Origin of the sequence: Simplicispira metamorpha, assembly GCF_004341365.1 — a bacterium.
GTDB lineage: Bacteria > Pseudomonadota > Gammaproteobacteria > Burkholderiales > Burkholderiaceae_C > Simplicispira > Simplicispira metamorpha.
This window is the reverse complement of record NZ_SLXH01000007.1, coordinates 102,136-121,419: the sequence shown is the minus strand read 5'-3', so window position 1 is coordinate 121,419 and position 19,284 is coordinate 102,136. Positions and strand designations below refer to the sequence as shown.

15 protein-coding genes and 1 tRNA gene are annotated in these 19,284 nt (G+C 64.1%); 8 read left to right on the top strand and 8 right to left on the bottom strand.

The genetic code is table 11. From position 1 onward, the window contains the following. Positions 1–345 precede the first annotated feature (345 nt). From EV674_RS05720 to EV674_RS05705, 4 genes are all read right to left on the bottom strand, one after another. Positions 346–630 carry a helix-turn-helix domain-containing protein gene (locus EV674_RS05720; protein ID WP_119012934.1) on the bottom strand — a complete coding sequence of 95 codons (285 nt, stop codon included), beginning with the start codon at positions 628–630 and terminating at the stop codon, positions 346–348. Positions 631–661: 31 nt separating this feature from the next. Further along, positions 662–961, bottom strand: a complete 300-nt coding sequence (locus EV674_RS05715; protein WP_119012935.1) for an addiction module antidote protein — start codon at positions 959–961, stop codon at positions 662–664. Next, entirely contained in the window at positions 958–1,281 is a 324-nt protein-coding gene (locus EV674_RS05710; RefSeq protein WP_119013010.1) for a type II toxin-antitoxin system RelE/ParE family toxin, read from the bottom strand. The genes EV674_RS05715 and EV674_RS05710 overlap by 4 nt, the downstream gene beginning before the upstream one ends. A 288-nt stretch (positions 1,282–1,569) precedes the next feature. After that, positions 1,570–2,964 carry a tyrosine-type recombinase/integrase gene (locus EV674_RS05705; RefSeq protein WP_119012936.1) on the bottom strand — a complete coding sequence of 465 codons (1,395 nt, stop codon included), beginning with the start codon at positions 2,962–2,964 and terminating at the stop codon, positions 1,570–1,572. Positions 2,965–3,069: 105 nt separating this feature from the next. Here EV674_RS05705 and EV674_RS17345 point away from each other — a divergent pair. Next, positions 3,070–3,179 (top strand) — tRNA-Leu (locus EV674_RS17345). Between the two features lie 70 nt (positions 3,180–3,249). Here EV674_RS17345 and EV674_RS05700 read toward each other — a convergent pair. Further along, positions 3,250–3,705 carry a hypothetical protein gene (locus tag EV674_RS05700; protein WP_119012937.1) on the bottom strand — a complete coding sequence of 152 codons (456 nt, stop codon included), beginning with the start codon at positions 3,703–3,705 and terminating at the stop codon, positions 3,250–3,252. Between the two features lie 221 nt (positions 3,706–3,926). Continuing rightward, positions 3,927–4,604 carry a TetR family transcriptional regulator gene (locus tag EV674_RS05695; RefSeq protein WP_119012938.1) on the bottom strand — a complete coding sequence of 226 codons (678 nt, stop codon included), beginning with the start codon at positions 4,602–4,604 and terminating at the stop codon, positions 3,927–3,929. A 182-nt stretch (positions 4,605–4,786) separates the two neighbouring features. Here EV674_RS05695 and EV674_RS05690 point away from each other — a divergent pair, with 182 nt between their 5' ends. Genes EV674_RS05690 through EV674_RS05680 form a run of 3 tightly spaced genes read left to right on the top strand, consistent with a single transcriptional unit; the run spans position 4,787 to position 10,719 of the window. Further along, on the top strand, positions 4,787–6,118 hold the full coding sequence (locus EV674_RS05690) for an efflux RND transporter periplasmic adaptor subunit (protein WP_119013011.1): 1,332 nt from the start codon (positions 4,787–4,789) through the stop codon (positions 6,116–6,118). Positions 6,119–6,130: 12 nt separating this feature from the next. Continuing rightward, entirely contained in the window at positions 6,131–9,286 is a 3,156-nt protein-coding gene (locus tag EV674_RS05685) for an efflux RND transporter permease subunit (protein WP_119012939.1), read from the top strand. A 17-nt stretch (positions 9,287–9,303) separates the two neighbouring features. After that, complete coding sequence (locus EV674_RS05680; RefSeq protein ID WP_119012940.1) at positions 9,304–10,719, top strand: efflux transporter outer membrane subunit; 1,416 nt, start codon at positions 9,304–9,306, stop codon at positions 10,717–10,719. A 38-nt stretch (positions 10,720–10,757) separates the two neighbouring features. Here EV674_RS05680 and EV674_RS05675 read toward each other — a convergent pair whose 3' ends face one another. Next, positions 10,758–12,713, bottom strand: a complete 1,956-nt coding sequence (locus EV674_RS05675) for an EAL domain-containing protein (protein ID WP_119013012.1) — start codon at positions 12,711–12,713, stop codon at positions 10,758–10,760. A 187-nt stretch (positions 12,714–12,900) separates the two neighbouring features. On the opposite strand from EV674_RS05675, the gene EV674_RS05670 reads away from it, so the two are divergent. Then, on the top strand, positions 12,901–13,524 hold the full coding sequence (locus tag EV674_RS05670) for a Crp/Fnr family transcriptional regulator (protein ID WP_119012941.1): 624 nt from the start codon (positions 12,901–12,903) through the stop codon (positions 13,522–13,524). A gap of 265 nt (positions 13,525–13,789) precedes the next feature. Then, positions 13,790–15,868 carry a sensor domain-containing diguanylate cyclase gene (locus tag EV674_RS05665; protein ID WP_341539453.1) on the top strand — a complete coding sequence of 693 codons (2,079 nt, stop codon included), beginning with the start codon at positions 13,790–13,792 and terminating at the stop codon, positions 15,866–15,868. Positions 15,869–15,953: 85 nt separating this feature from the next. Here the strand turns inward: EV674_RS05665 and EV674_RS05660 are convergent, their stop codons facing one another. Next, on the bottom strand, positions 15,954–16,262 hold the full coding sequence (locus EV674_RS05660) for a DUF4148 domain-containing protein (RefSeq protein ID WP_119012942.1): 309 nt from the start codon (positions 16,260–16,262) through the stop codon (positions 15,954–15,956). A 326-nt stretch (positions 16,263–16,588) separates the two neighbouring features. Here EV674_RS05660 and EV674_RS05655 point away from each other — a divergent pair, with 326 nt between their 5' ends. Both EV674_RS05655 and EV674_RS05650 read left to right on the top strand, forming a co-directional pair. Further along, on the top strand, positions 16,589–18,214 hold the full coding sequence (locus tag EV674_RS05655; protein ID WP_119012943.1) for an ABC transporter ATP-binding protein: 1,626 nt from the start codon (positions 16,589–16,591) through the stop codon (positions 18,212–18,214). After that, a complete protein-coding gene (locus tag EV674_RS05650) occupies positions 18,201–19,283 on the top strand; it encodes an ABC transporter permease (RefSeq protein ID WP_119012944.1) in 1,083 nt (360 codons plus the stop codon). The genes EV674_RS05655 and EV674_RS05650 overlap by 14 nt, the downstream gene beginning before the upstream one ends. Position 19,284 lies beyond the last annotated feature (1 nt).

Below are 19,284 nucleotides of genomic sequence, written 5' to 3'. Positions count from 1 at the left end.
GGCAACCCAATGCTGCCACAGTTGAAAGCGGCTGCCCCCCGCTCGGTAGTGGTCGTGACCGCTCAGACGGTGGTGCAAAACAGTGAATTTGTGCCCCTGTGAACCCCCATGCAACGCTATGCAACTCTATGCAACGATGGGAGGTGCAGATTTTCGTTTCAAACATTTACACATCTGCGCGCGTTGTACACCGTGGAGTCGTCGTTCTTGGCGTGGATGTTGGAGCCTTCTTCCATTTCACGCATGAAGTTGTCGTGGAGCTTGTCGAGATACTCCAGCAGGCGGGTGAAGGTGTCCCGCTTTTCGGCCCGGTTTCGAGGCGGGTCTATCTGGGGTGTAAACGGGTCAGGCGTGGGCTGGTTCCAGCCGCACCACAGCACGGCACCCAATCGCCTGGGCATAGCGTTGCACGCTGCGCAGTGATGGCGGGCGCTTGCCGCTCTCCAGCCGTGCCACCACGCTTTGGGTGGTGCCCATGCGCTGGGCCACGTCCGCTTGGGTCAGGCCCATGCTGGCGCGGGCGGCTATCAGTTCGCGGGCCATGCCAAATTCATCGGCCATGGCGTCGTAGGCGGCGCTGGTGTCGGGGTTTGCCAGCAGTTGGGCTTTAAGGGTCTTGAGCGTTTTCATGCGTGGGCTGTCATTGCTGGGCGCTGGCTGCCTAAGCGTGCTCAGGCGTAATGCTCAGGCGCAAGCCCACGGCGTGCAACACCTTGTGCAAGGTGGCAATAGTCGGGTTCCCGTTCTCGCTCAGGGTGCGGAACAGCGTCTTTTCTCCCACGTCAGCACGGCGCGCCACCTCGGCCATGCCGTGTGCCTTGGCTACTTGGCGCAGTGCCAGCAGCAGCGCTGCGGGGTCGTCCAGCTCCAGCGCTGCCTCCACGTAGGCAGCGGCCTCTGCCGGGTCTTTCAGCGATTCCAGCAGATAGCCCTGATAACTCACGTTTCGCGGCGCATTCATATTCGTCCCCTTTGCTTCCAGTCGTCCAGATATTGGATGGCCTGCCCGATGGCGCGGTCTTGGTCGGCTTTGTCACTTCCGCACAGCAGCAGTACCAGCACCGGCCCCTGTCGGCTCAGATACACGCGGTAGCCAGGCCCCTTGTCGATGCGCAGTTCCTGTACCCCACTGCGCAAGGGCTTGCAGTCGCCAAAGTTGCCCGCTTGCAGGCGCAGTAGCCGGGCCTTGATGGCTGCGCGGCCTTGCCGGTCGGCCAGCGCGTCTAGCCACTGCACGAAAGGCACACGGCCTGTGCTGTCGCTGTATATCTGAATGTCCATCATGGTATCTTAAACCGTACCCTTTGGGCGCCATGCAGATTGCTGGCCACCAGCGCCAGCAGCACCGGCCCTTGTCGCCACTGTCGCCACTGTCGCCGCTGTCGCCATGTCGCCATGTCGCCAGGGGGGTTACGCGCTCACGGGTCGGGCCTTGTTGTCCGGCTATCGGACTTCAAAAAGGATAGCTGCTTGCACCCGCTACATAAGGGCTGGCGCTGGTTTTGGCTGGTAAATCAGACTGTAGCCACTGTAGCCACTGTAGCCAGTAGCCACGGGGTGGCTACGTCATCACTCGGCCCCTGCGCCACCGGCCACCAGGCGCAGCGTGCCCGGTTCGCTGGCGCTGGTGAACTGCACCCCGGCCTGCTCCAGCATCCACGCCTCGATGCGCTCATGGTGCAGGCGCAGCAAGTCCAGGGGGCGAACGCGGTAATGCTTTTCTGCGGTGGCACTGGGCTTATGGCCTTGAATCTGGGCCACCACGCCTGCGGGTATCTCCAGCCATTCGGCCAGGCTGCCAAAACTGCGGCGCAGGCCGTGCAGGGTCAGGCGCTCGATACCGGCCACGGTGCAGGCTTTGTCGTTGGCGTGGTTGGGTTCGGTCATGACCCCGCTCTTTGCGCTGGTGCTGGCAAACACGTATTCATTGCGCCGGGGCAGGCTGGCCAGCAGGTGCCACACGTAGGGCGTCAGGGGGATGACACGCGCACCTTCTACCTTGTCGCGGATGGTCAGGCCCCGCCACTGGGTGTTCAAGTCCTCCCAGCGCATGGCCAGCACCTCGCCAGGGCGGGCGCCGGTCAGCAGCAGCGTTTGCAGGTAGGCCGACACGGTGGCGCTGCCGATACTGCGCACGGCGGCGAACCATGCGGGCAGTTGCTCTTTCAACAGGCTGTCATCCTTGGCGCGCGGCTTGCCCAATGCCTCGCGGGTCTTTTTGGTCTTGGCCGGGTTGGTGCCGGACACGATGGTGGCCAGGTGGGGTTGCTCTGCGCACCAGCCTAAAAACGCTTTCAGCAGACGCCATGCCAGGCGGGCGGCGGTGGGCCGGGTCTGGGCTTCGCGCGCTGCCCATGCCTCGATGGTTGCGGGGGTCAAGTCCCGCAGCGCCAGCGCCATCAGTGGGTGCAGTGGCCCAGCAATGGTCAGGCCACGGCCACGGGTGCCACGCCGGGCAGTCTCGCCACCGGCACGGGCCAGGCGCTCATGGTCTTTGCGGTGCAGTTCGCCCCAGTGGGGTGTGCGCTCTTTGATATAGGTGGCCCACACCTCGCCCACGGTCAGGGCCTGGGCGGTGGCTTCGCGTTCGGCCAGGGCTTGCGCAGCAGCAGCGGCAGCCTGGGCGGCATCGTGCTCGGTCTGCTGCTGGCGCTCGATCTCGCGCGGGTCGGTGCCCGCCTCGGTCAGCCCGCGCAGCCGGTGGGCTTCTGCCCTTGCGTCACCAATCGAGACGGCGGGCCATTCGCCCAGCGCGCGGGTGAACAGGTTTCCTTTGATGCGGGTTTCAAACTGCCAGTGTTTGCCGCCTGCCTTTGTCACCCGCAGGCGCAGGCCCTTTTTGTCGGCATCCTTGACCAGCACAAACGGGCGTTCTGGTGGGCAGGTGGCGCGTTCAAGTAGCCCGTGCGTCAGGTCGTGGGCGGCGCTGTAGTCAATCGCTGCGGTCTTGCTTGGTCGCGCCATACAGGCCCCTTTTTGGATTTACAGACTGTTTACAGACTGAAGTACCCGATAAAGCCGCATAAACATCAACACAGCAGTGGGCCGGATTCAGTGGAAAAGTCTCGTAAGGTGTTGATTTGTATTGATTATGCCTACACTAATCAACACCCCCAAATACAGCGTTGCCGGGACTCATAATCCTTTGGTCGACAGTTCAAGTCTGTCACGCCCTACCAAGCCATACAAGAAAACCCTGCTATCAGTCTGGTAGCAGGGTTTTTGATTTTTCGGCATGCCACCTGGCCCTCAATGCTGGCCTTCGGTCAGGGTGTCGAGCTGGAAACGCCCGGTTTTGTCCCACAGCCAGGTGTCGGTGTAGGTAACGCGGCCCATGCGTGTGGGCGCGGGGTAAGGGGCGGCAGCGCGCACAGTGCGTTCAATTTCTGCCACCACCTCGGGAGCGTGGCGTGGCGCGCGCATCCAGCGCAGGCGCTGCACTTGTCCCTTGGCGTCGATATCCACCTCCAATACGCCAATGGCATACAGCATGGCGGGCAGCTTGCCCGGATAGATGCGCTGGGCGTTGAGTCCGTACAGGTGCGTTGCTGCGTCCTGGCGGTAGGCGCGCGGCGTGGTGGCCGCAGAGGAGCGTGCCGAGCCGGGCAGGCTGCTGGCCGGTGTGTCGGTGCCGGGCCAGCGGCTGTCGCTGGCCCCTTCGGGGGCGGATTTGCAGGCGCTGACCAAGGCCGTCACGGCAGCCATGAGGCCGGTGATCAGCCAGTGGCTGCGAGGCCCGGATGGGCGGGGGCGTGGTGGCAAGGGCATGGATGGCATTCGCTGGACTGCGAGAGGGCGGCGCGCCAGTCTTGTGCGGGCCTGCTGGGGGCGCAGTGTAGTGCGAACGACGTGCTGGTGGTGCAGGCCCTGTCACCAGTGTGCCCGGCATGGCCCGATTTTGCTATTGAAAGTGAAGCTGCTTGCGCTTATAGAGCGGGCGCTGGAGGCACTTTTGGCTTGATATTTTCAAGCGCTGGAGTGTGGGTGGCGTGCAGGCCCAGGCCTGCCAGGTAGGTGTCCAGCATGGCTTGGCCGCTGTGCACCAGGTCAAAGGCTTGCGGGTTCAGCAGCCAGTGTTGCACCAGTCCCTCCACCATGATTTGCAAGCCCAGCGCGGCTGTGTCCAGTGCGATGGGCGGTGCTTTTTGTTGCTCATTGAAGGCGCGTTCCAGGGCTGCACGGTTGTAGGCCACGCAGTCGTTGTGTGTGCGCAGGCGGCGCGTTTGCACATCACCGAGTTCATCGGTGAACTCCATCTTGTGGGTGGCGATTTGCAGTACCCGGCGGGTCTGATCGTCGTTGGCAATGAGGTGCAGGGCATCCAGGAGTGCTGCGCGCAATTGCGTCAGGGTGTTGGTGCCGTGGGCCAGGCCCGCCCGCGCCATGGGCGCTTCCAGGGGCAAGGTCACGCGCTCCATCATGGCGTTGAACAAGTCGGCTTTGTCTTTGAAATGCCAATAAATGGCGCCACGCGTGGTGCCTGCCGCCAGCGCAATGTCGTTGAGCGAAGTGCGCGATACGCCACGGGCCTGAAACAGTTGTTCGGCAGCATCCAGCAGGCTGCTGCGGGTGGCCTGTGCGTCTGCCTTGGTGCGTCGGGCCATGAAAATTACCTCTGCCAATGGTGTCCAAAGCCTCACTATACATACATTCTGGAATGTATGTATACTGCGATTTTTTTCAGTGCATTGCAGGGCGTTGCTGTGTGATGCGCGGGCTGTGGGCCGCAGCCTGGGGTTTGCCTGCTGCTGTGCCCTTGTCAACCATCTCCGCCAAAGGATTTTTCATGCCTGCCTTGTGCTACGCCAAGACTGCCGTTCCTGTTGTTTCTGCTCCTTCGCGCTGCTGGGGGCGGCGTTCCTGGTGGGCGGGCGGTTTGAGTGCCGTTTTGCTGTTGTCGGCCTGTGGCAAAACCGACGCCCCTGGCGCAGGTAGCCCTGCGGCGCGCGCCATGCCGCAGCCCGAAGTGGGCGTGGTTACCGTGGCACTGCGCGATGTGGGTCTGGTCACTGAGCTGCCCGGTCGCCTGGAGGCCTCGCGCGTGGCGCAGGTGCGGGCGCGGGCGGCAGGTATTTTGCAAAAGCGCCTGTTCCGCGAGGGCAGCGATGTCAAGGCCGGGCAGGCACTGTTCACCATTGATGCGGCGCCCTACGCGGCGGCGCTGCAAAGCGCCCAGGCGCAGTTGGCGCGGGCGCAGGCTAACCTGGCCCAGGCCAGTGCGCTGGCCGAGCGCTACCAGCCGCTGGTGGCCGCCAATGCCGTGAGCCAGCAGGAATATGCCAATGCCGTGGCCGCCCAGAAGCAGGCCGCTGCCGATGTGGCCGCTGGCAAAGCAGCGGTGCAAACGGCCAGCATCAATCTGAATTACGCCAGCGTTACCTCGCCCATCTCCGGGCGCATCGGGCGCGCACTGGTCACCGAAGGCGCGCTGGTGGGCCAGGGCGAGGCCACGCAGCTGGCCGTGGTGCAGCAGATCAACCCGGTGTATGTCAACTTCACCCAGTCTGCTGCCGAAGTCATGAAGCTGCGCCGGGCGCTGGAGGCCGGGCAGTTCAAAAAAGCCTCTGGTGGCGATGCGGCCAGCGTGCGCGTGGTGCTGGACGATGGAAGTGAATACGCCCTGCCGGGCAAGCTGTTGTTTTCTGATCTGACGGTGGATGCCACCACAGGCCAGGTCACTTTGCGTGCTGAGGTGCCCAACCCCAAGGGCGAGTTGCTGCCCGGCTTGTATGTGCGTGTGCGACTGGAACAGGCACAGGTGTCCGATGCTTTTACGCTGCCGCAGCAGGCCGTCACGCGTACCCAGCAGGGTGACAAGGTGACGGTGGTTGCCGCCGACGGCACGCTCAGCCCGCGCATGGTCAAGGTGGGCGCTGCGCGCAACAACCAGTGGGTGGTGCTCGACGGCCTCAAGGCGGGCGAGCAGGTGATGGTCGATGGCTTCCAGAAGCTGCAAATGCTGCCGCCCGGAACCCCCGTCAAAGCCGTGCCGTGGCAGGCGCCGGGCAGTGCAGCGCCCGTGCCGCAGACTGCGCCCGCACCGGCAGCTGCGCCCGCTTCTGGCCCAGCGCCAGCGGCCAGCAGCCCTGCCGCTACCGCCAGCGCTGCGCAGCAATAAGGAGCGCACGCTATGGCCAAGTTTTTTATTGATCGCCCGATTTTTGCGTGGGTGATTGCGCTGTTTGTGATGGTGTTGGGCGCTGTGTCCATTACCCAGCTGCCGATTGCGCAATACCCGTCGGTGGCGCCGCCCACCATTGTGATTTCTGCCGCGTACCCGGGCGCGTCGGCACAGACGCTGGAAGACAGTGTGCTGGCCGTGATCGAGCGCGAGATGAATGGCGCGCCCCGTCTGGCCTACATGGAGGCGGTCAGCCAGGCCAACGGCTCGGGCAGCATCACCCTGAGCTTTGAGCCCGGCACCAACGCCGATCTGGCCCAGGTCGAAGTGCAAAACCGCTTGGCACGGGCTACGCCACGTTTGCCTGCTGTGGTGAATCAGCAGGGTGTGCGGGTAGAAAAATCGCGCTCCAACTTCCTGTTGTTTGCGATGCTGTCGTCGTCCGATCCCAAAACTGACGTGACCGCCTTGAGCGATTACGCCTCGCGCAACATCGTGCCCGAGTTACAGCGCCTGCCTGGTATCGGCCAGGTGCAGTTGTTTGGCTCCGAGCGCGCCATGCGCGTCTGGGTGGATCCGGCCAAGCTGCAGGGCTACAACCTGTCGCCAGCTGATGTGGCCAGTGCCATTCAGGCACAAAACGCGCAGGTTTCTGCCGGTAGCTTGGGCGAGCTGCCCAACCTCAGCGGCCAGACTATTTCTGCCACGGTAGTGGTGCCCGGGCAGCTCGGCACGACAGCCGAGTTTGGCAACATCGTGCTGCGCGCCAATGCCGATGGCTCCAGCGTGCGGCTGAAGGATGTGGCCCGCATTGAGCTGGGCGCACAGTCCTACGCCACCACGGCACGCCTCAACGGCAAACCGGCGGCCGGCATGGGCGTGCAGTTGTCGCCCTCAGGCAATGCGCTGGCGGCTGCGGAAGCGGTCAAAAAACGCATGACTGAGCTGGAAAAGTACTTTCCGCCCGGCGTGACCTGGACAGTGCCTTTTGACAGTTCCGACTTCGTCAAGATTTCTATCCAGCAGGTGGCGATGACGCTGCTGGAAGCCATCGTGTTGGTGTTCCTGGTGATGTTTCTGTTCCTGCAAAACATCCGCTACACCATCATCCCTACCATCGTGGTGCCGGTGGCGCTGCTGGGTACCTTTGGCGCACTGCTGGCCATGGGGTTCTCGATCAACGTGCTGACGATGTTCGGCATGGTGCTGGTGATCGGTATCGTGGTGGACGATGCCATCGTGGTCGTTGAAAACGTCGAGCGCATCATGAGCGAAGAGGGGCTGCCGCCGCTGGAGGCCACGCGCAAGGCCATGGGCCAGATTTCCGGTGCCATCGTCGGTATTACCGTGGTGCTGATATCGGTGTTTGTGCCGCTGGCTTTCTTTGCTGGCTCGGTGGGCAACATTTACCGCCAGTTCTCGGCAGTGATGGCCGTGTCGATTGGTTTTTCTGCCTTTATGGCCTTGTCGCTTACGCCAGCGCTGTGCGCCACGCTGCTCAAGCCTGTGGTGGCAGGACATGCACATGCCAAAACCGGTTTCTTCGGTGGCTTCAACCGGGGCTTTGCGCGCACCGCCAAGGGCTACGAGGGCTGGGTGGCCAAGCTGCTGCGCCGGGGTGGCCGGATGATGGTGGTGTACGTGGCACTGATCGCTGCTGTGGGTGTTTTGTATATGCGCCTGCCGACCTCGTTCCTGCCCAACGAAGACCAGGGCAGTTTGCTGGTCAATATCCAATTGCCGCCAGGTGCAACGCTGGAGCGTACGCAGGCCGTCGTGGAAAAAGTGGAAGGCTTCATGCTCCAGCAGCCTGAAGTCAAGAGCATGGTGGCGGTGATGGGCTTCAGCTTCTCGGGCCAGGGACAAAACGCCGGGTTCTCTTTTGTGACGCTCAAGGACTGGAGTGAGCGCAAAGGTGCCGGCCAGACCGCTGAGGCTTTGGCTGGCCGTGCCATGGGGGCGTTGTCGGGTGTCCGCGATGCGTTTATTTTTGCGCTCAGTCCGCCACCCATTCCGGAGCTGGGTGTCAGCTCTGGCTTCACCTTCCGGCTGCAAGACCGCGGTGGCAATGGCCATGATGCTTTGGTGGCCGCACGCAACCAGATGTTGGGCATGGCCTCCAAGAGCAAGGTGCTTGCCGGTGTGCGTCCCGACGGTCTGGAAGATGCACCACAGTTGCAGGTGGATATTGACCGCGACAAGGCCAGTGCCCAGGGGGTTGGTTTTGCCGCCATCAACAACGCCATCTCTGCGGCGCTGGGCTCCGCTTATGTGAATGACTTTCCCAACGCTGGGCGCTTGCAGCGCGTGGTGGTACAGGCCGAGGCGCAGGCGCGCATGCAGCCTGAAGACATCCTCAAGCTGACGGTGCTCAACAGCCAGGGCAAGGCCGTACCGTTGTCGGCGTTTGCCAGCACCCGCTGGGTCAGCGGCGCCATGCAGACGGTGCGCTACAACGGCTACCCGGCCATGCGTATTTCTGGCGGTGCAGCCCCCGGTCACAGCACCGGTGAGGCCATGGCCGAGATGGAGCGCCTGGCAGCGCAGCTGCCCGCAGGCTTTGGTTTTGAATGGACGGGCCAGTCACGTGAAGAAAAACTGGCAGGCTCGCAAGCGCTGGTGTTGTATGGCTTTGCCATCCTGGCGGTGTTCTTGTGTCTGGCTGCACTGTACGAGAGCTGGTCGATTCCGCTGGCGGTGATTCTGGTGGTGCCGCTGGGCGTTCTGGGTGTGCTGCTGGGCATTACCGGACGTGGCATGGCCAATGACGTGTATTTCCAGGTCGGGCTGATCACCATCATTGGCCTGTCCGCCAAGAACGCGATTTTGATCATCGAGTTTGCCAAAGACTTGCAAGCGCAGGGCCGTGGCGTAGTCGAGTCTGCCTTGGAGGCCGCGCACCTGCGGTTCCGTCCCATCATCATGACCTCGCTGGCCTTCATTTTGGGTGTGGTGCCGTTGGCGATGGCCTCGGGCGCCAGCTCGGCCAGCCAGCGGGCCATTGGCACCGGCGTGATCGCGGGCATGGTGGTTGGTACCTTCCTGGCGGTATTTTTTGTGCCCACGTTCTTTGTGGTGGTGCGCAGCCTGTTCAAGGGCAGCGAGCGCCAGCGAAAAATGCACGCAGAGCATGCCAAGGCCGCAGGTATCGAGGCCCACCAATGACAACGAAGGTAAAGCCCATGCGCAATAGCAATGCCCGGATTCCCCGGCTCCTGTCCCTGAGTGTGCTGGCTCTGCTGGCGGGCTGCTCCATGGCACCCATCTACGAGCGTCCCCCGGCGCCTGTGGCCGCACAGTGGCCCGCATCCAGCGCCGATAACACCGCTGCCACCACAGCAGCGGCAGACATGGCTTGGCAGGATTTTGTGGGTGATGCCCGTCTGCGCGAGCTGGTCACGCTGGCGCTGGCCAATAACCGCGACCTGCGTGTGGCGCTGGCTGCCATCGAGCAGGCACGTGCCCAGTACCAGATTCGCCGCGCCGATCAGCTGCCCACCATCAACGCTGCGGTCGCAGGCAACCGCCAGCCCAGCAGCGATGGTGAGTCCATCAGCAGCGCCTATACCGCTGGCTTGGCCATGGCCTCATGGGAGTTGGATCTTTTTGGCCGGGTGGCCAGTCTGAAAGACGCTGCCCTGGCCCAGTTCCTGGCCACGCAAGAGGCGCGCAATGCGGTACAGACCAGCCTGATTGCCTCCGTCGTCAGCACCTGGTTGAGCCTGCAAACCAACAACGAACTGCTGGCCCTGACGCAGCGTACGTTGGCTACACGCCAAGACTCGCTGCGCCTGAACCGCATGCGTTTTGAGCAGGGCGTGACCTCGGCCCTGGATTTGCGCCAGGCTGAATCGCTCACTGCCGCAGCGCAGGCCACGCTGGCACAGCAGCGGCGCCTGCGGGCACTGGATGTGAACGCGCTCACGCAATTGGTGGGACAGCCTTTGCCTGAAGCCCTGCTGGCGGCGCCCGCCATCCCGGCAGCGCAGTCCCTGCACGATGTTCCGGTAGGCATGCCGTCGGATTTGCTGGAGCGCCGCCCCGACATCCGCCAGGCCGAGCAACAGCTGATAGCTGCCAACGCCAACATCGGCGCCGCGCGGGCCGCATTTTTCCCGCGCATTGCGCTCACGGCCAGCGCCGGAACGGCCAGTGGCGCGCTCTCGGGCTTGTTCCAAAGCGGCGCTTGGGGTTGGACGTTGGCGCCCCAGGCGGTACTGCCCATTTTTGATGCCGGGCGCAACCAGGCGGCGCTGGAGTCAGCACAGGCCGGGCGCGATATGGCATTGGCCCAATATGAGAAAGCCATCCAGGGTGCGTTCCGTGAAGTGGCCGATGCCCTGGCAGGCCAAGCCACGTTGGGCGAGCAGGTGCGCGCCCAGCAAGCCCAGGCCGATGCTGAAGCTGACCGTTTTCGCCTGGCCGATCTGCGCTACCGCAACGGCGTAGCCAGCTACCTGGATGTGTTGGATGCGCAGCGCGCCCTGTTTGCTACCCAGCAAGCGCTGGCCCAGACACAGCTGGCGCAGCAGCAAAACCGGGTGGCGTTGTACAAGGCGCTGGGAGGCGGTTGGAGCGCGCAGGCGCCGCAGCTGTAAGCAAGAGCCGGGGGGCTTCGGCTCTCCGGGTGGGCTGTTCAATAGGCAGTCAGCACTGGCGCAATCGGGCTGTGCGCATGTGCATGGCCGTGTGCGTGGCCGTGGCAGTGAAGGTGTGCAGGACTGCGGGTGGCAATGCTCTGGGGCGTTGGCGCCTGTGCGCTCTCGTGCACCACGATGGGCAGTGCGCGGTGTTTGGCATCGTGCTTGGCCAGCGCCGCCAGGTTCGCCACGTCTTCGGCCTGTAGTGTCTGATCTGGGGCAATGCAGGCAGCGCCCACCGACACCGTGGTGCACGGAAAAAATCGCTCCACGCCATACCGGTCCTCAGCGTGGATGCCCCCTGCGGCTTGGGCATCTGCATCAAACAGCAGCCGCGCCTGCTGGCCAAACTCCTCGACGATGGCCTGGCAGCGTGGCAGCCAGTCCTGGCTTTGGAACAGCACCAGAAAATCATCCCCTCCCACATGGCCGACAAAATCGCGCTCCGCGTTGGCGTGGGTGGTGATGACGCGCGCTAGCAGCCGGATCATTTCATCGCCGCGCCAATAGCCGTACTGGTCGTTGAATGGTTTGAAATGGTTCAAATCGGCATAGCAGGCGACAAAGCTCACCTGGTTTTCCAACAAGCGCGTGATGTGCAGGCTGATAGGGATATTGCCCGGTAAAAAGGTCAGGGGGTTGGCGTGGCGGGCTGCTTCGATGCGTGCCTCGGTCACGGTGCGCACCAATTGCTCGCCTGTGCCCAAGCCTATGTAGCGGCCATTGGCCGTGACGATGAAGCCATCGCTCAGGTAGCGCTGGTCTTGTGACGTCAGAATGCCCAGCAACTGCTCAACGTCGCAATCGCGCTCCACCACGCGCGGCTGCACATTCGCAAAGCCCAGGCAGGGTTTGCGGCCATGCACCTCCCGAAAGTACAGCGTGGCGTAGTGCGTCATGAACTGCTGGCGATTGATCAGTGCGACCGGGCGTCCATCTTCCACAATGGCCAGCGCATGCAGGTTTTCATGGTTTTGAAAGCAGGCGGCTACGGTGTCGTTGACGGTGTCGGGGGTGAGCGTGGGCGCCTGTAGCACCGGCACATGGCGCAGGATGCCGGGGCGCGCACTCTGGTGCGCCAGTTGCGGCAGCACCGCCACACGGCGATCTTGCAGTGCTGTGAGCGCCTCGGCAGGCAATACACCGACCGGCTGGATGTCTGGATAGCCCAGCAGCCAGCCCTGGCCGTAGGCGATGTCCAGGTCGCGCAATGCACGCAAATCAGCGGGTGTTTCAATGCCCTCTGCCACCAAGGTGGTGCCAAACACCTGGGCAATGCTCTTGATGGCTTGCACCATTTGCAGGTTCTGGGGCTGCGCACTGATGTTGCGCACGAAGTATTTGTCGATTTTGACGAAGTCGGGTTTGACCTCAGACCACACCCGCAGGCTGGAGCGCCCATCGCCAAAATCGTCCAGTGCCAGTCGCATGCCTGCACCATGCACGCACTGTACGGCTTGGCGCAGCCGGGCCATGTCGCTCACGCGCTCGTGTTCTGTGATCTCCAGCACCACCATGCGCGGTTGTACGCCGAAGGTGCGCACTGTACGCGCCAGCGTATCGGCACCACACAATGCCACGGCCTGTACCAGCGCATCGGCGCTGATATTGATGAATATCCGACCCGCTGCGCGGGCGGCGCCCCAGCCTTGCAGTGCGGTGTAGGCACATACCAGCTCAAAGTCTTGTAGCAGGTGCTCCTGGCGTGCCATGTCCAGCAAGACATCGGGTGTGTGCCAGGGCGATCCCTGCGGCCCCCGGATGAGTGCCTCGTGGGCGTATACCGTGCCCTCGCGCAGATCGGCCAGCGGCTGAAAAACGCAATACAACTGCCCCGACCGCACCAACTGGGCCAGTGGCCCTTGCCCTTGCTGTAGCGCGGGCGACAGCGCCGCCAGCACCCGTGGACAGGGTGGGCGCACGAAGGGCAGCGGGCGTCTGGTGCGGAGCATGGTCATTGCTGGCAGCGTAGCGATCCGCGGTGACAGTCGTATTACAGCAGTGCGTGTGTGGCCCCGCAGGTGCTGCGCGGGGCATCCTGTGGCCGGGTGTTTTGCACGGCAGTTTGGTGGCCGCCGCACATCGCACTTTTGATATTGCGCAAAACACAATTGCAACCACCCCTGCACAGTCGCCGTCATGTTGAACCACTTCGATTCTGGCCTCTCCATGGTGAGCGATGAAGCCGCTGCCGGTACCGTGTTGCGGCTGCGCCAGCAGCGGCTGACCTCTGTGCTGTACCTGGACAGTGGGCGGGTGGTCATGGGCGTGCGTGAAGGTGGCCAGATGCGCCACCAATTGGGCAGCGTCGAAGGGCCGTCCTGGCTGGATGCCGCTTCGGCCTTGTTGGGGCTGCCCTGTCCCGTGGACATGGTCGCTGAAACCCGGGTGCAATTGCGGAGCCAGCCTCTGGAGGTTTTTCTGCGCGAGGTGCAGGCCATGGCGCCAGCCATGCAGGGGTTGTTGCGCGATATGGCCAGTGGCTACCGCCAGCAAACCGAACTGGCCATCAGCCGCTTGGCCCAGGACGCAGAGGCGCGCTGTGCCCAGTGGTTGCTGCACCACGCTCAGCAAGATGGCAGTGGCGCCCTGAGCGTCACCTTGCAACAGCGCAAGCGCCTGATCGCGGCGCAGCTGGGCATCGCTCCGGAGACGTTCTCGCGCGTACTGCGCAGTCTGCGCGAACATGGGTTGATTGCAGGAACCGGCAACGTGCTGCGCTTGCCGCAGCCGGGCGTCTTGCAGAACATGGTGGGCGGTTGATGGGTCTGGTGGACTGAAGGTCATACCCCTTCTCAGGGTTTTTACCCCGGTTCAAGCGAGGGTTCCACCCAAGGTCGGGGTGCCAATGGCTGCGTATATTGGCCTCTTGCCTCCGGTAAGTCGCTGCCACCATGTCCATTTTTCCCGTTCTGGATGCCAGGCGCTGGCGTGTTTGCTGTCGCCTGTGCTGTCCGCCCCGTCCACTGCCCGTTCGCTCCAGGCGCAAGGCCTCCTGCGTGGGGTACGCATGAGTGCGCATGGGCCCGTGCGATCCGAGGGCGATGTGCAGCGCTGGCCACTGCCCGGCCCTTTGGTGTGGCAACTGGTGTGCCTGGCCTTGCTGGCGATGGTGCTCTCGGGTGTGGTTTCGGCGTGGCTGCTGGCCCGCTCCGCAGGCCAGCAAGCCCTGGAGCAACTGCAATCGCAGCAAACCGATGAAGTGGAAATGGTGGCGCGGCTGCTGGCCAGCAAAATAGAACAAAGCCAGAAAGTGCTGCGCACGCTGGCCGCAGGCATCACACCAGCCATGCTGGACTCGCCTGCGCTATTGCAGGGGCTGCTGCAACAAGGCCTGCCCGCAGTGCCATTTTTTGATGCGGTACAGGTGGCGCGCCAAGACGGCCAGTTGCGCGTGAACCTGCGCAATGGCCGTTTTGAGTCGCTGGCTGGGGTGGAGCCCGTCGAGCGCGATGCCTTGCGCCGCACGTTGGTGAGCGGCAAGCCCATGGTGTCCGAGCTGGTCGCCGGGCGTGCCAGCGAGGCGCGTGTCCTGTTCACCATGCCCTTGTTGCGAAGTGATGGCGCTGTGCTGGGGGTGGTGGCTGGGGCGTTGCGGCTGCAATCCCAGGGGCTGCTGCCCGCCTCCATGGCACCGCCCCAGCGCGGCCACTCGCGCCTGGTGGTGTTCACGCGCGATGGCACGATCTTGTTGCACTCCGATCCCGCCCGTACCCAGACCCTGGTGCGTGATGAGCCAGGTCTGGCCCAGGCCCATGCCCGGTGGCTGGCCGAGGCACAGCCCATCACGGGTGCTGGCAGTACACAGCGCCTGCCAGGTTACATCGTGAGCATGGCTGGCATCCCGCTGCCGCAGTGGATGGTGGCCCGGGTGACGGATTCGGGTGCGGTGCTGGCACCGCTGCAAGAGGCGCAGCGCCAGGCGTGGTGGCTGGCCACCGCCAGCATGGCGCTGTTGGGCGCGCTGGTCGTGTTGACCATGCTGTGGCTGGCGCAGCCTCTGGCGCATTTGTGTGAGCGTGCGCAGGCGCTCTGGCCCCCGGCGCCCGGGCCTGCGCCAGACTGGCCGCGCGCTGGTGGCGAGGTGGGCGCACTGGTGCAGGTGTTTCAGTACCTGGAGCAACAACGTGCCCATCACCAACAACAGCACCAGGCCTTGGCTGGGCGCTTTCAGGCCATTCTGGAGCACGCCTCGGTGGGCATTGTTATCACCCGGGGTGGGCGCCTGAAGGTGCTGGGCCGCCAAGCTTGCCAGATGCTGGGCTATACAGCGCAAGAACTGCAAGGCCAGCCAGCACGCATCCTTTATCCCTCTGAGGCGGATTACGCCGAACTGGGTGCGCGTGTACAGGCGGGGTTTGCGGCACATGGCGCTTTCGAGGGCGAAGTGTGCTTTCGGCGCAAGGATGCCAGCCCGGTGTGGGCACGGGTGCAAGGGCGGGCGGTGCAAGCCCACAGCATGCGGGGCGGCACGGTCTGGATTTTGGAAGACATCACGGCCCTGCGCGCGGCCCGCCAGCATGGCGCCTGGGCCGCCACACACGACAGCCTGACTCAGCTACCCAATCGCCAGGGTCTGGAGCAGCGCCTGCACCTGCTGCTGGCCGAGCGGGCACAGCGCCTGAGCGTTGCGCCGCCAGTGCCTTCCCCCGAGCCTGCGCCCGCGGGTCAGGGCTGCGATGGCGTGGTGCTGTTTCTGGATTTGGACCACTTCAGTGTGGTCAACGACGTGGCCGGCCATGGAGCGGGCGACGATGTATTGCGCCGCGTTGCGGGTCTGGTGCAAGCGCAGGTGCGCCAGATTGGCTGGGCTGCCCGCCTGGGGGGAGATCAGTTTGTGGTGGTTCTGCCCGGTTGTACGCTGGCGCATGCCCAGGTGGTGGCCGAGCAATTGCGCGCCACCGTGCAGGCCTGGGCCCCTGCCTACCAGGGCCGCAGCTTTGCCTTGGGCGTGAGCATCGGGCTGGTGGTGCTGGACACGGCACGCGACCAGGTGCAGTCCGTGCTGCATGCTGCGGACATGGCCTGTTATCAGGCCAAGCGCGCCGGGCGCAATCGCGTGGTGGTGGGGGACCGGCACAGCCCGCACGGCCCCGACACGCCGTGACCCGGCCCAAAACACAAAACCCCGCAGCGGCACGGGCCTTGCGGGGTTGGACGGATCACCTGCCGCAGCAGGCGCTCCCGTGTTATCAGCTGCGGATGCCCGAAGCCAGCGTGCCCGAGCGCACGGCAGTCACGGCTTCAGCGCGCACGGTATCGCGGCTCAGTGCGGTGCCCGCAGTGGCTGCCTGGGCGGCGGGGGCGCTGCCCACCACATCGTTCTTGAAGTGGGCGACGGCCTGCACCGCTTCGGCGTTCACTTCGGCGCGGGTGCGCTCGGATTGGGTCTGGGCTTGGTAGTTGATGCCGTAAACGGTGTCAAACTGGTCTTGTGCCTGGGCGCCCAGGCTGGAGAGAGCGGCGATGGCGGCGATGGAAAGGATGCGAGCGGTGTTCATGGCAGTGTTCCTGTGCAAAAAAAGTGACTTCAAAAATTGGTCGATGCCAGCCCGGGTAACGGGTTGCTTATCGAGTGAGTGAACTTTATTCCTTATTCGTTTAAAGAAAAACTATCCAGTCGCAAACTGACTGTTCCAGTTCTTGGTGCAATCAAGGGGGAACTTTTGCGACTGTGTCGTCAACTGGCATGGGCTGCACGGTACAGACCTGTTATCCAGCTGCTCTGTGAAAGCTATCAAAACGATAGCTGCTAGCGCACGACCACATTGCGCTAAAGCCTAATTTGGTTCATAAAGCCAAAGCAAACTGAGAGACAATCGCGCGCATGAGTTCTACCGTACCTCCTTGCGCGCCTGGGGCGTCGCCGCTGCCTGAGCCGCCACCGCCACGGCTACAGTTGACCGGCATCACCAAGCGCTACCCCGCCGTGGTGGCCAACAGCGGCGTCTCGCTGACAGTGCAGCCGGGCGAAATCCACGCCGTGCTGGGCGAAAACGGCGCTGGCAAATCCACGCTGATGAAGATCATTTATGGCGCTGTCCAGCCTGACGAGGGCAGCGTGCAGTTCAACGGCCAACTGGTGCAGGTGCGCAACCCGCAAGAGGCGCGTGCGTTGGGCATTGCCATGGTGTTCCAGCACTTCAGCTTGTTTGACACGCTCTCGGTGGCCGAGAACGTCTGGCTGGGGCTGGACAAAAGCCTGCCCCTGTCGGAGGTGACGCGGCGCATCAACGCCAAGGCCGCCGAGTACGGGCTGGACGTGGACCCGCTGCGCCCGGTACACACCCTGAGCGTGGGCGAGATGCAGCGCGTGGAAATCATCCGCGCCCTGCTCGCCGAGCCCAAGGTGCTGATTCTGGACGAGCCCACTTCGGTGCTCACGCCGCAGGCCGTCGAGAAGCTGTTTGTGGTGCTGCGCAAGATCGCCGCAGAGGGCTGCAGCATTCTCTACATCAGCCACAAGCTGCACGAAATCCGCGCGTTGTGCAGCGCCTGCACGGTACTGCGCGGTGGCCAGGTGACGGGCGTGTGCGACCCGCGCGAGGAGTCCAACGCCTCGCTCTCGCGCCTGATGATTGGCGCCGAGCCGCCCGCGCTGGAGTACCGCGCTGCGCACACGGGCGCACCGGTGCTGCGTGTGCAGGGCCTGAATCTGGCACGCGCCGACCAGTTTGGCGTGGATCTCATCGACCTGGACTTGGAAGTGTGTGCGGGCGAGGTGGTGGGTATTGCCGGTGTTTCGGGCAACGGGCAAAAAGAACTGCTGTACGCCCTCTCGGGCGAAGATTTGCGTCCAGCACCGGAGATGGTGCAGGTAGCAGGCCACCGCGCTGGCCGCCTGGGCCCGCGCGAACGGCGTGCGCTGGGCCTGCACTTTGTGCCTGAAGAGCGGCTGGGGCGCGGTGCCGTGCCCAGCATGGGGCTGGCGCACAACCTGCTGCTCACGCGCAGTGATGCCGTGGGGGCGCTGGGCTGGATCGACATGGGCAAGTTGCAGGCGCAGGCACAGCGCATCATTGAGCGCTTTCGCGTCAAGGCGGGCGGGGTGAATGCACCGGCGCAGTCGTTGTCGGGGGGCAACTTGCAAAAGTTCATCGTGGGCCGCGAAATCGACGCGCGCCCCCAGCTGCTCATCGTCTCGCAGCCCACCTGGGGCGTGGACGTGGGCGCGGCGCAGCAAATCCGCGCGGCCCTGCTGGCGCTGCGCGATGCGGGGTGCGCCGTGCTGGTGCTGAGCGAAGAGCTGGAGGAGCTGTTTGACATCAGCGACCGGCTGTACGTGATCGCCAAGGGGCACCTGTCGCCGCCGGTAGCGCGCGAGCAGGCTACGGTCGAGCGCATCGGCGAGTGGATGAGCGGCCTGTGGCACGCCGATGTGCAGGCCCACCTGGCCCGCAACCGCGATCAACTGAACGCACTGGACCAGGAGGCACACCATGCTCAGGCTTGAACCGCGTCCGCAGGCCTCGCGCCTGTGGAGCTATGGCTCGCCGCTGCTGGCGCTGGCGATTACGGTGCTGATCGGCATCGCCCTGTTTGCCGCCCTGGACAAAGACCCGGTGCGCGCTTTGCAGGTGTTTTTCTGGGAGCCGATCAAGTCGCAGTACGCCTTGGGCGAACTGGTGGTCAAGGCCACGCCGCTGCTGCTGATTGCGCTGGGGCTGGCGGTGTGCTTTCGCTCCAACGTCTGGAACATTGGTGCCGAGGGGCAGTTTGTCATGGGCGCCATTGCGGCCGGTGGCGTGGCGCTGCTGGCCGACAAGAATACCGGCGCCTGGATCGTGCCGGTGGTGCTGCTGGCCGGGGTGCTGGGCGGCATGGTGTGGGCGGGCCTGGTGGCCTGGCTGCGCGACCGCTTCAATGCCAACGAAATTCTGGTCAGCCTGATGCTGGTCTATGTGGCCACGTTGGTGCTGGGCTACCTGGTGTTCGGGCCCTGGAAAGACCCCATGGGCTACAACTTTCCGCAAACCAAGACGTTCGAGAAAGTGACGCAGATTCCGCGCCTGATGGCCGGTTCGCGCATGAACATCGGCTTGCTGCTGGCGCTGGCCGGTGCGGCGGCGCTGTGGGTGTTTTTGTTTCGCACCCGCGCCGGTTTTGCGCAGCAGGCCGGCGGCATGGCACCGGCGGCGGCGCGTTACGCGGGGTTCTCATCGCGCCGGGCGCTGTGGACGGCGCTGTTGGTGTCGGGCGCTGCGGCCGGTCTGGCTGGGGCGCTGGAAGTGGCCGGGCCGCTGGGCCAGCTCACGCCGTATGTGCCCACGGGCTACGGTTTTGCCGCCATCATCGTCGCCTTTGTCGGGCGGCTGCACCCGGTGGGCATGGTGTTTTCAGCCATCTTGATGAGCATGTTTTATATCGGCGGTGAGCTGGCGCAGTCGCGCCTGGGGTTGCCCAAGTCGCTCACGGGGGTGTTCCAGGGCCTGCTCTTGTTCGCGCTGCTGGCCTGCGACACCTTGATTGCCTACCGCATCCGCTGGGTGCGTACCCCCACGGCCCTGAAGGGAGGGCGCTGAC

Coding starts and splice junctions, on each gene's coding strand:
- EV674_RS05720 (WP_119012934.1), bottom strand. CDS start 630: ATGAAAACGCTCAAGACCCTTAAAGCCCAACTGCTGGCAAACCCCGAC.
- EV674_RS05715 (WP_119012935.1), bottom strand. CDS start 961: ATGAATGCGCCGCGAAACGTGAGTTATCAGGGCTATCTGCTGGAATCG.
- EV674_RS05710 (WP_119013010.1), bottom strand. CDS start 1,281: ATGGACATTCAGATATACAGCGACAGCACAGGCCGTGTGCCTTTCGTG.
- EV674_RS05705 (WP_119012936.1), bottom strand. CDS start 2,964: ATGGCGCGACCAAGCAAGACCGCAGCGATTGACTACAGCGCCGCCCAC.
- EV674_RS05700 (WP_119012937.1), bottom strand. CDS start 3,705: ATGGCTGCCGTGACGGCCTTGGTCAGCGCCTGCAAATCCGCCCCCGAA.
- EV674_RS05695 (WP_119012938.1), bottom strand. CDS start 4,604: ATGGCCCGACGCACCAAGGCAGACGCACAGGCCACCCGCAGCAGCCTG.
- EV674_RS05690 (WP_119013011.1), top strand. CDS start 4,787: ATGCCTGCCTTGTGCTACGCCAAGACTGCCGTTCCTGTTGTTTCTGCT.
- EV674_RS05685 (WP_119012939.1), top strand. CDS start 6,131: ATGGCCAAGTTTTTTATTGATCGCCCGATTTTTGCGTGGGTGATTGCG.
- EV674_RS05680 (WP_119012940.1), top strand. CDS start 9,304: ATGCGCAATAGCAATGCCCGGATTCCCCGGCTCCTGTCCCTGAGTGTG.
- EV674_RS05675 (WP_119013012.1), bottom strand. CDS start 12,713: ATGCTCCGCACCAGACGCCCGCTGCCCTTCGTGCGCCCACCCTGTCCA.
- EV674_RS05670 (WP_119012941.1), top strand. CDS start 12,901: ATGTTGAACCACTTCGATTCTGGCCTCTCCATGGTGAGCGATGAAGCC.
- EV674_RS05660 (WP_119012942.1), bottom strand. CDS start 16,262: ATGAACACCGCTCGCATCCTTTCCATCGCCGCCATCGCCGCTCTCTCC.
- EV674_RS05655 (WP_119012943.1), top strand. CDS start 16,589: ATGAGTTCTACCGTACCTCCTTGCGCGCCTGGGGCGTCGCCGCTGCCT.
- EV674_RS05650 (WP_119012944.1), top strand. CDS start 18,201: ATGCTCAGGCTTGAACCGCGTCCGCAGGCCTCGCGCCTGTGGAGCTAT.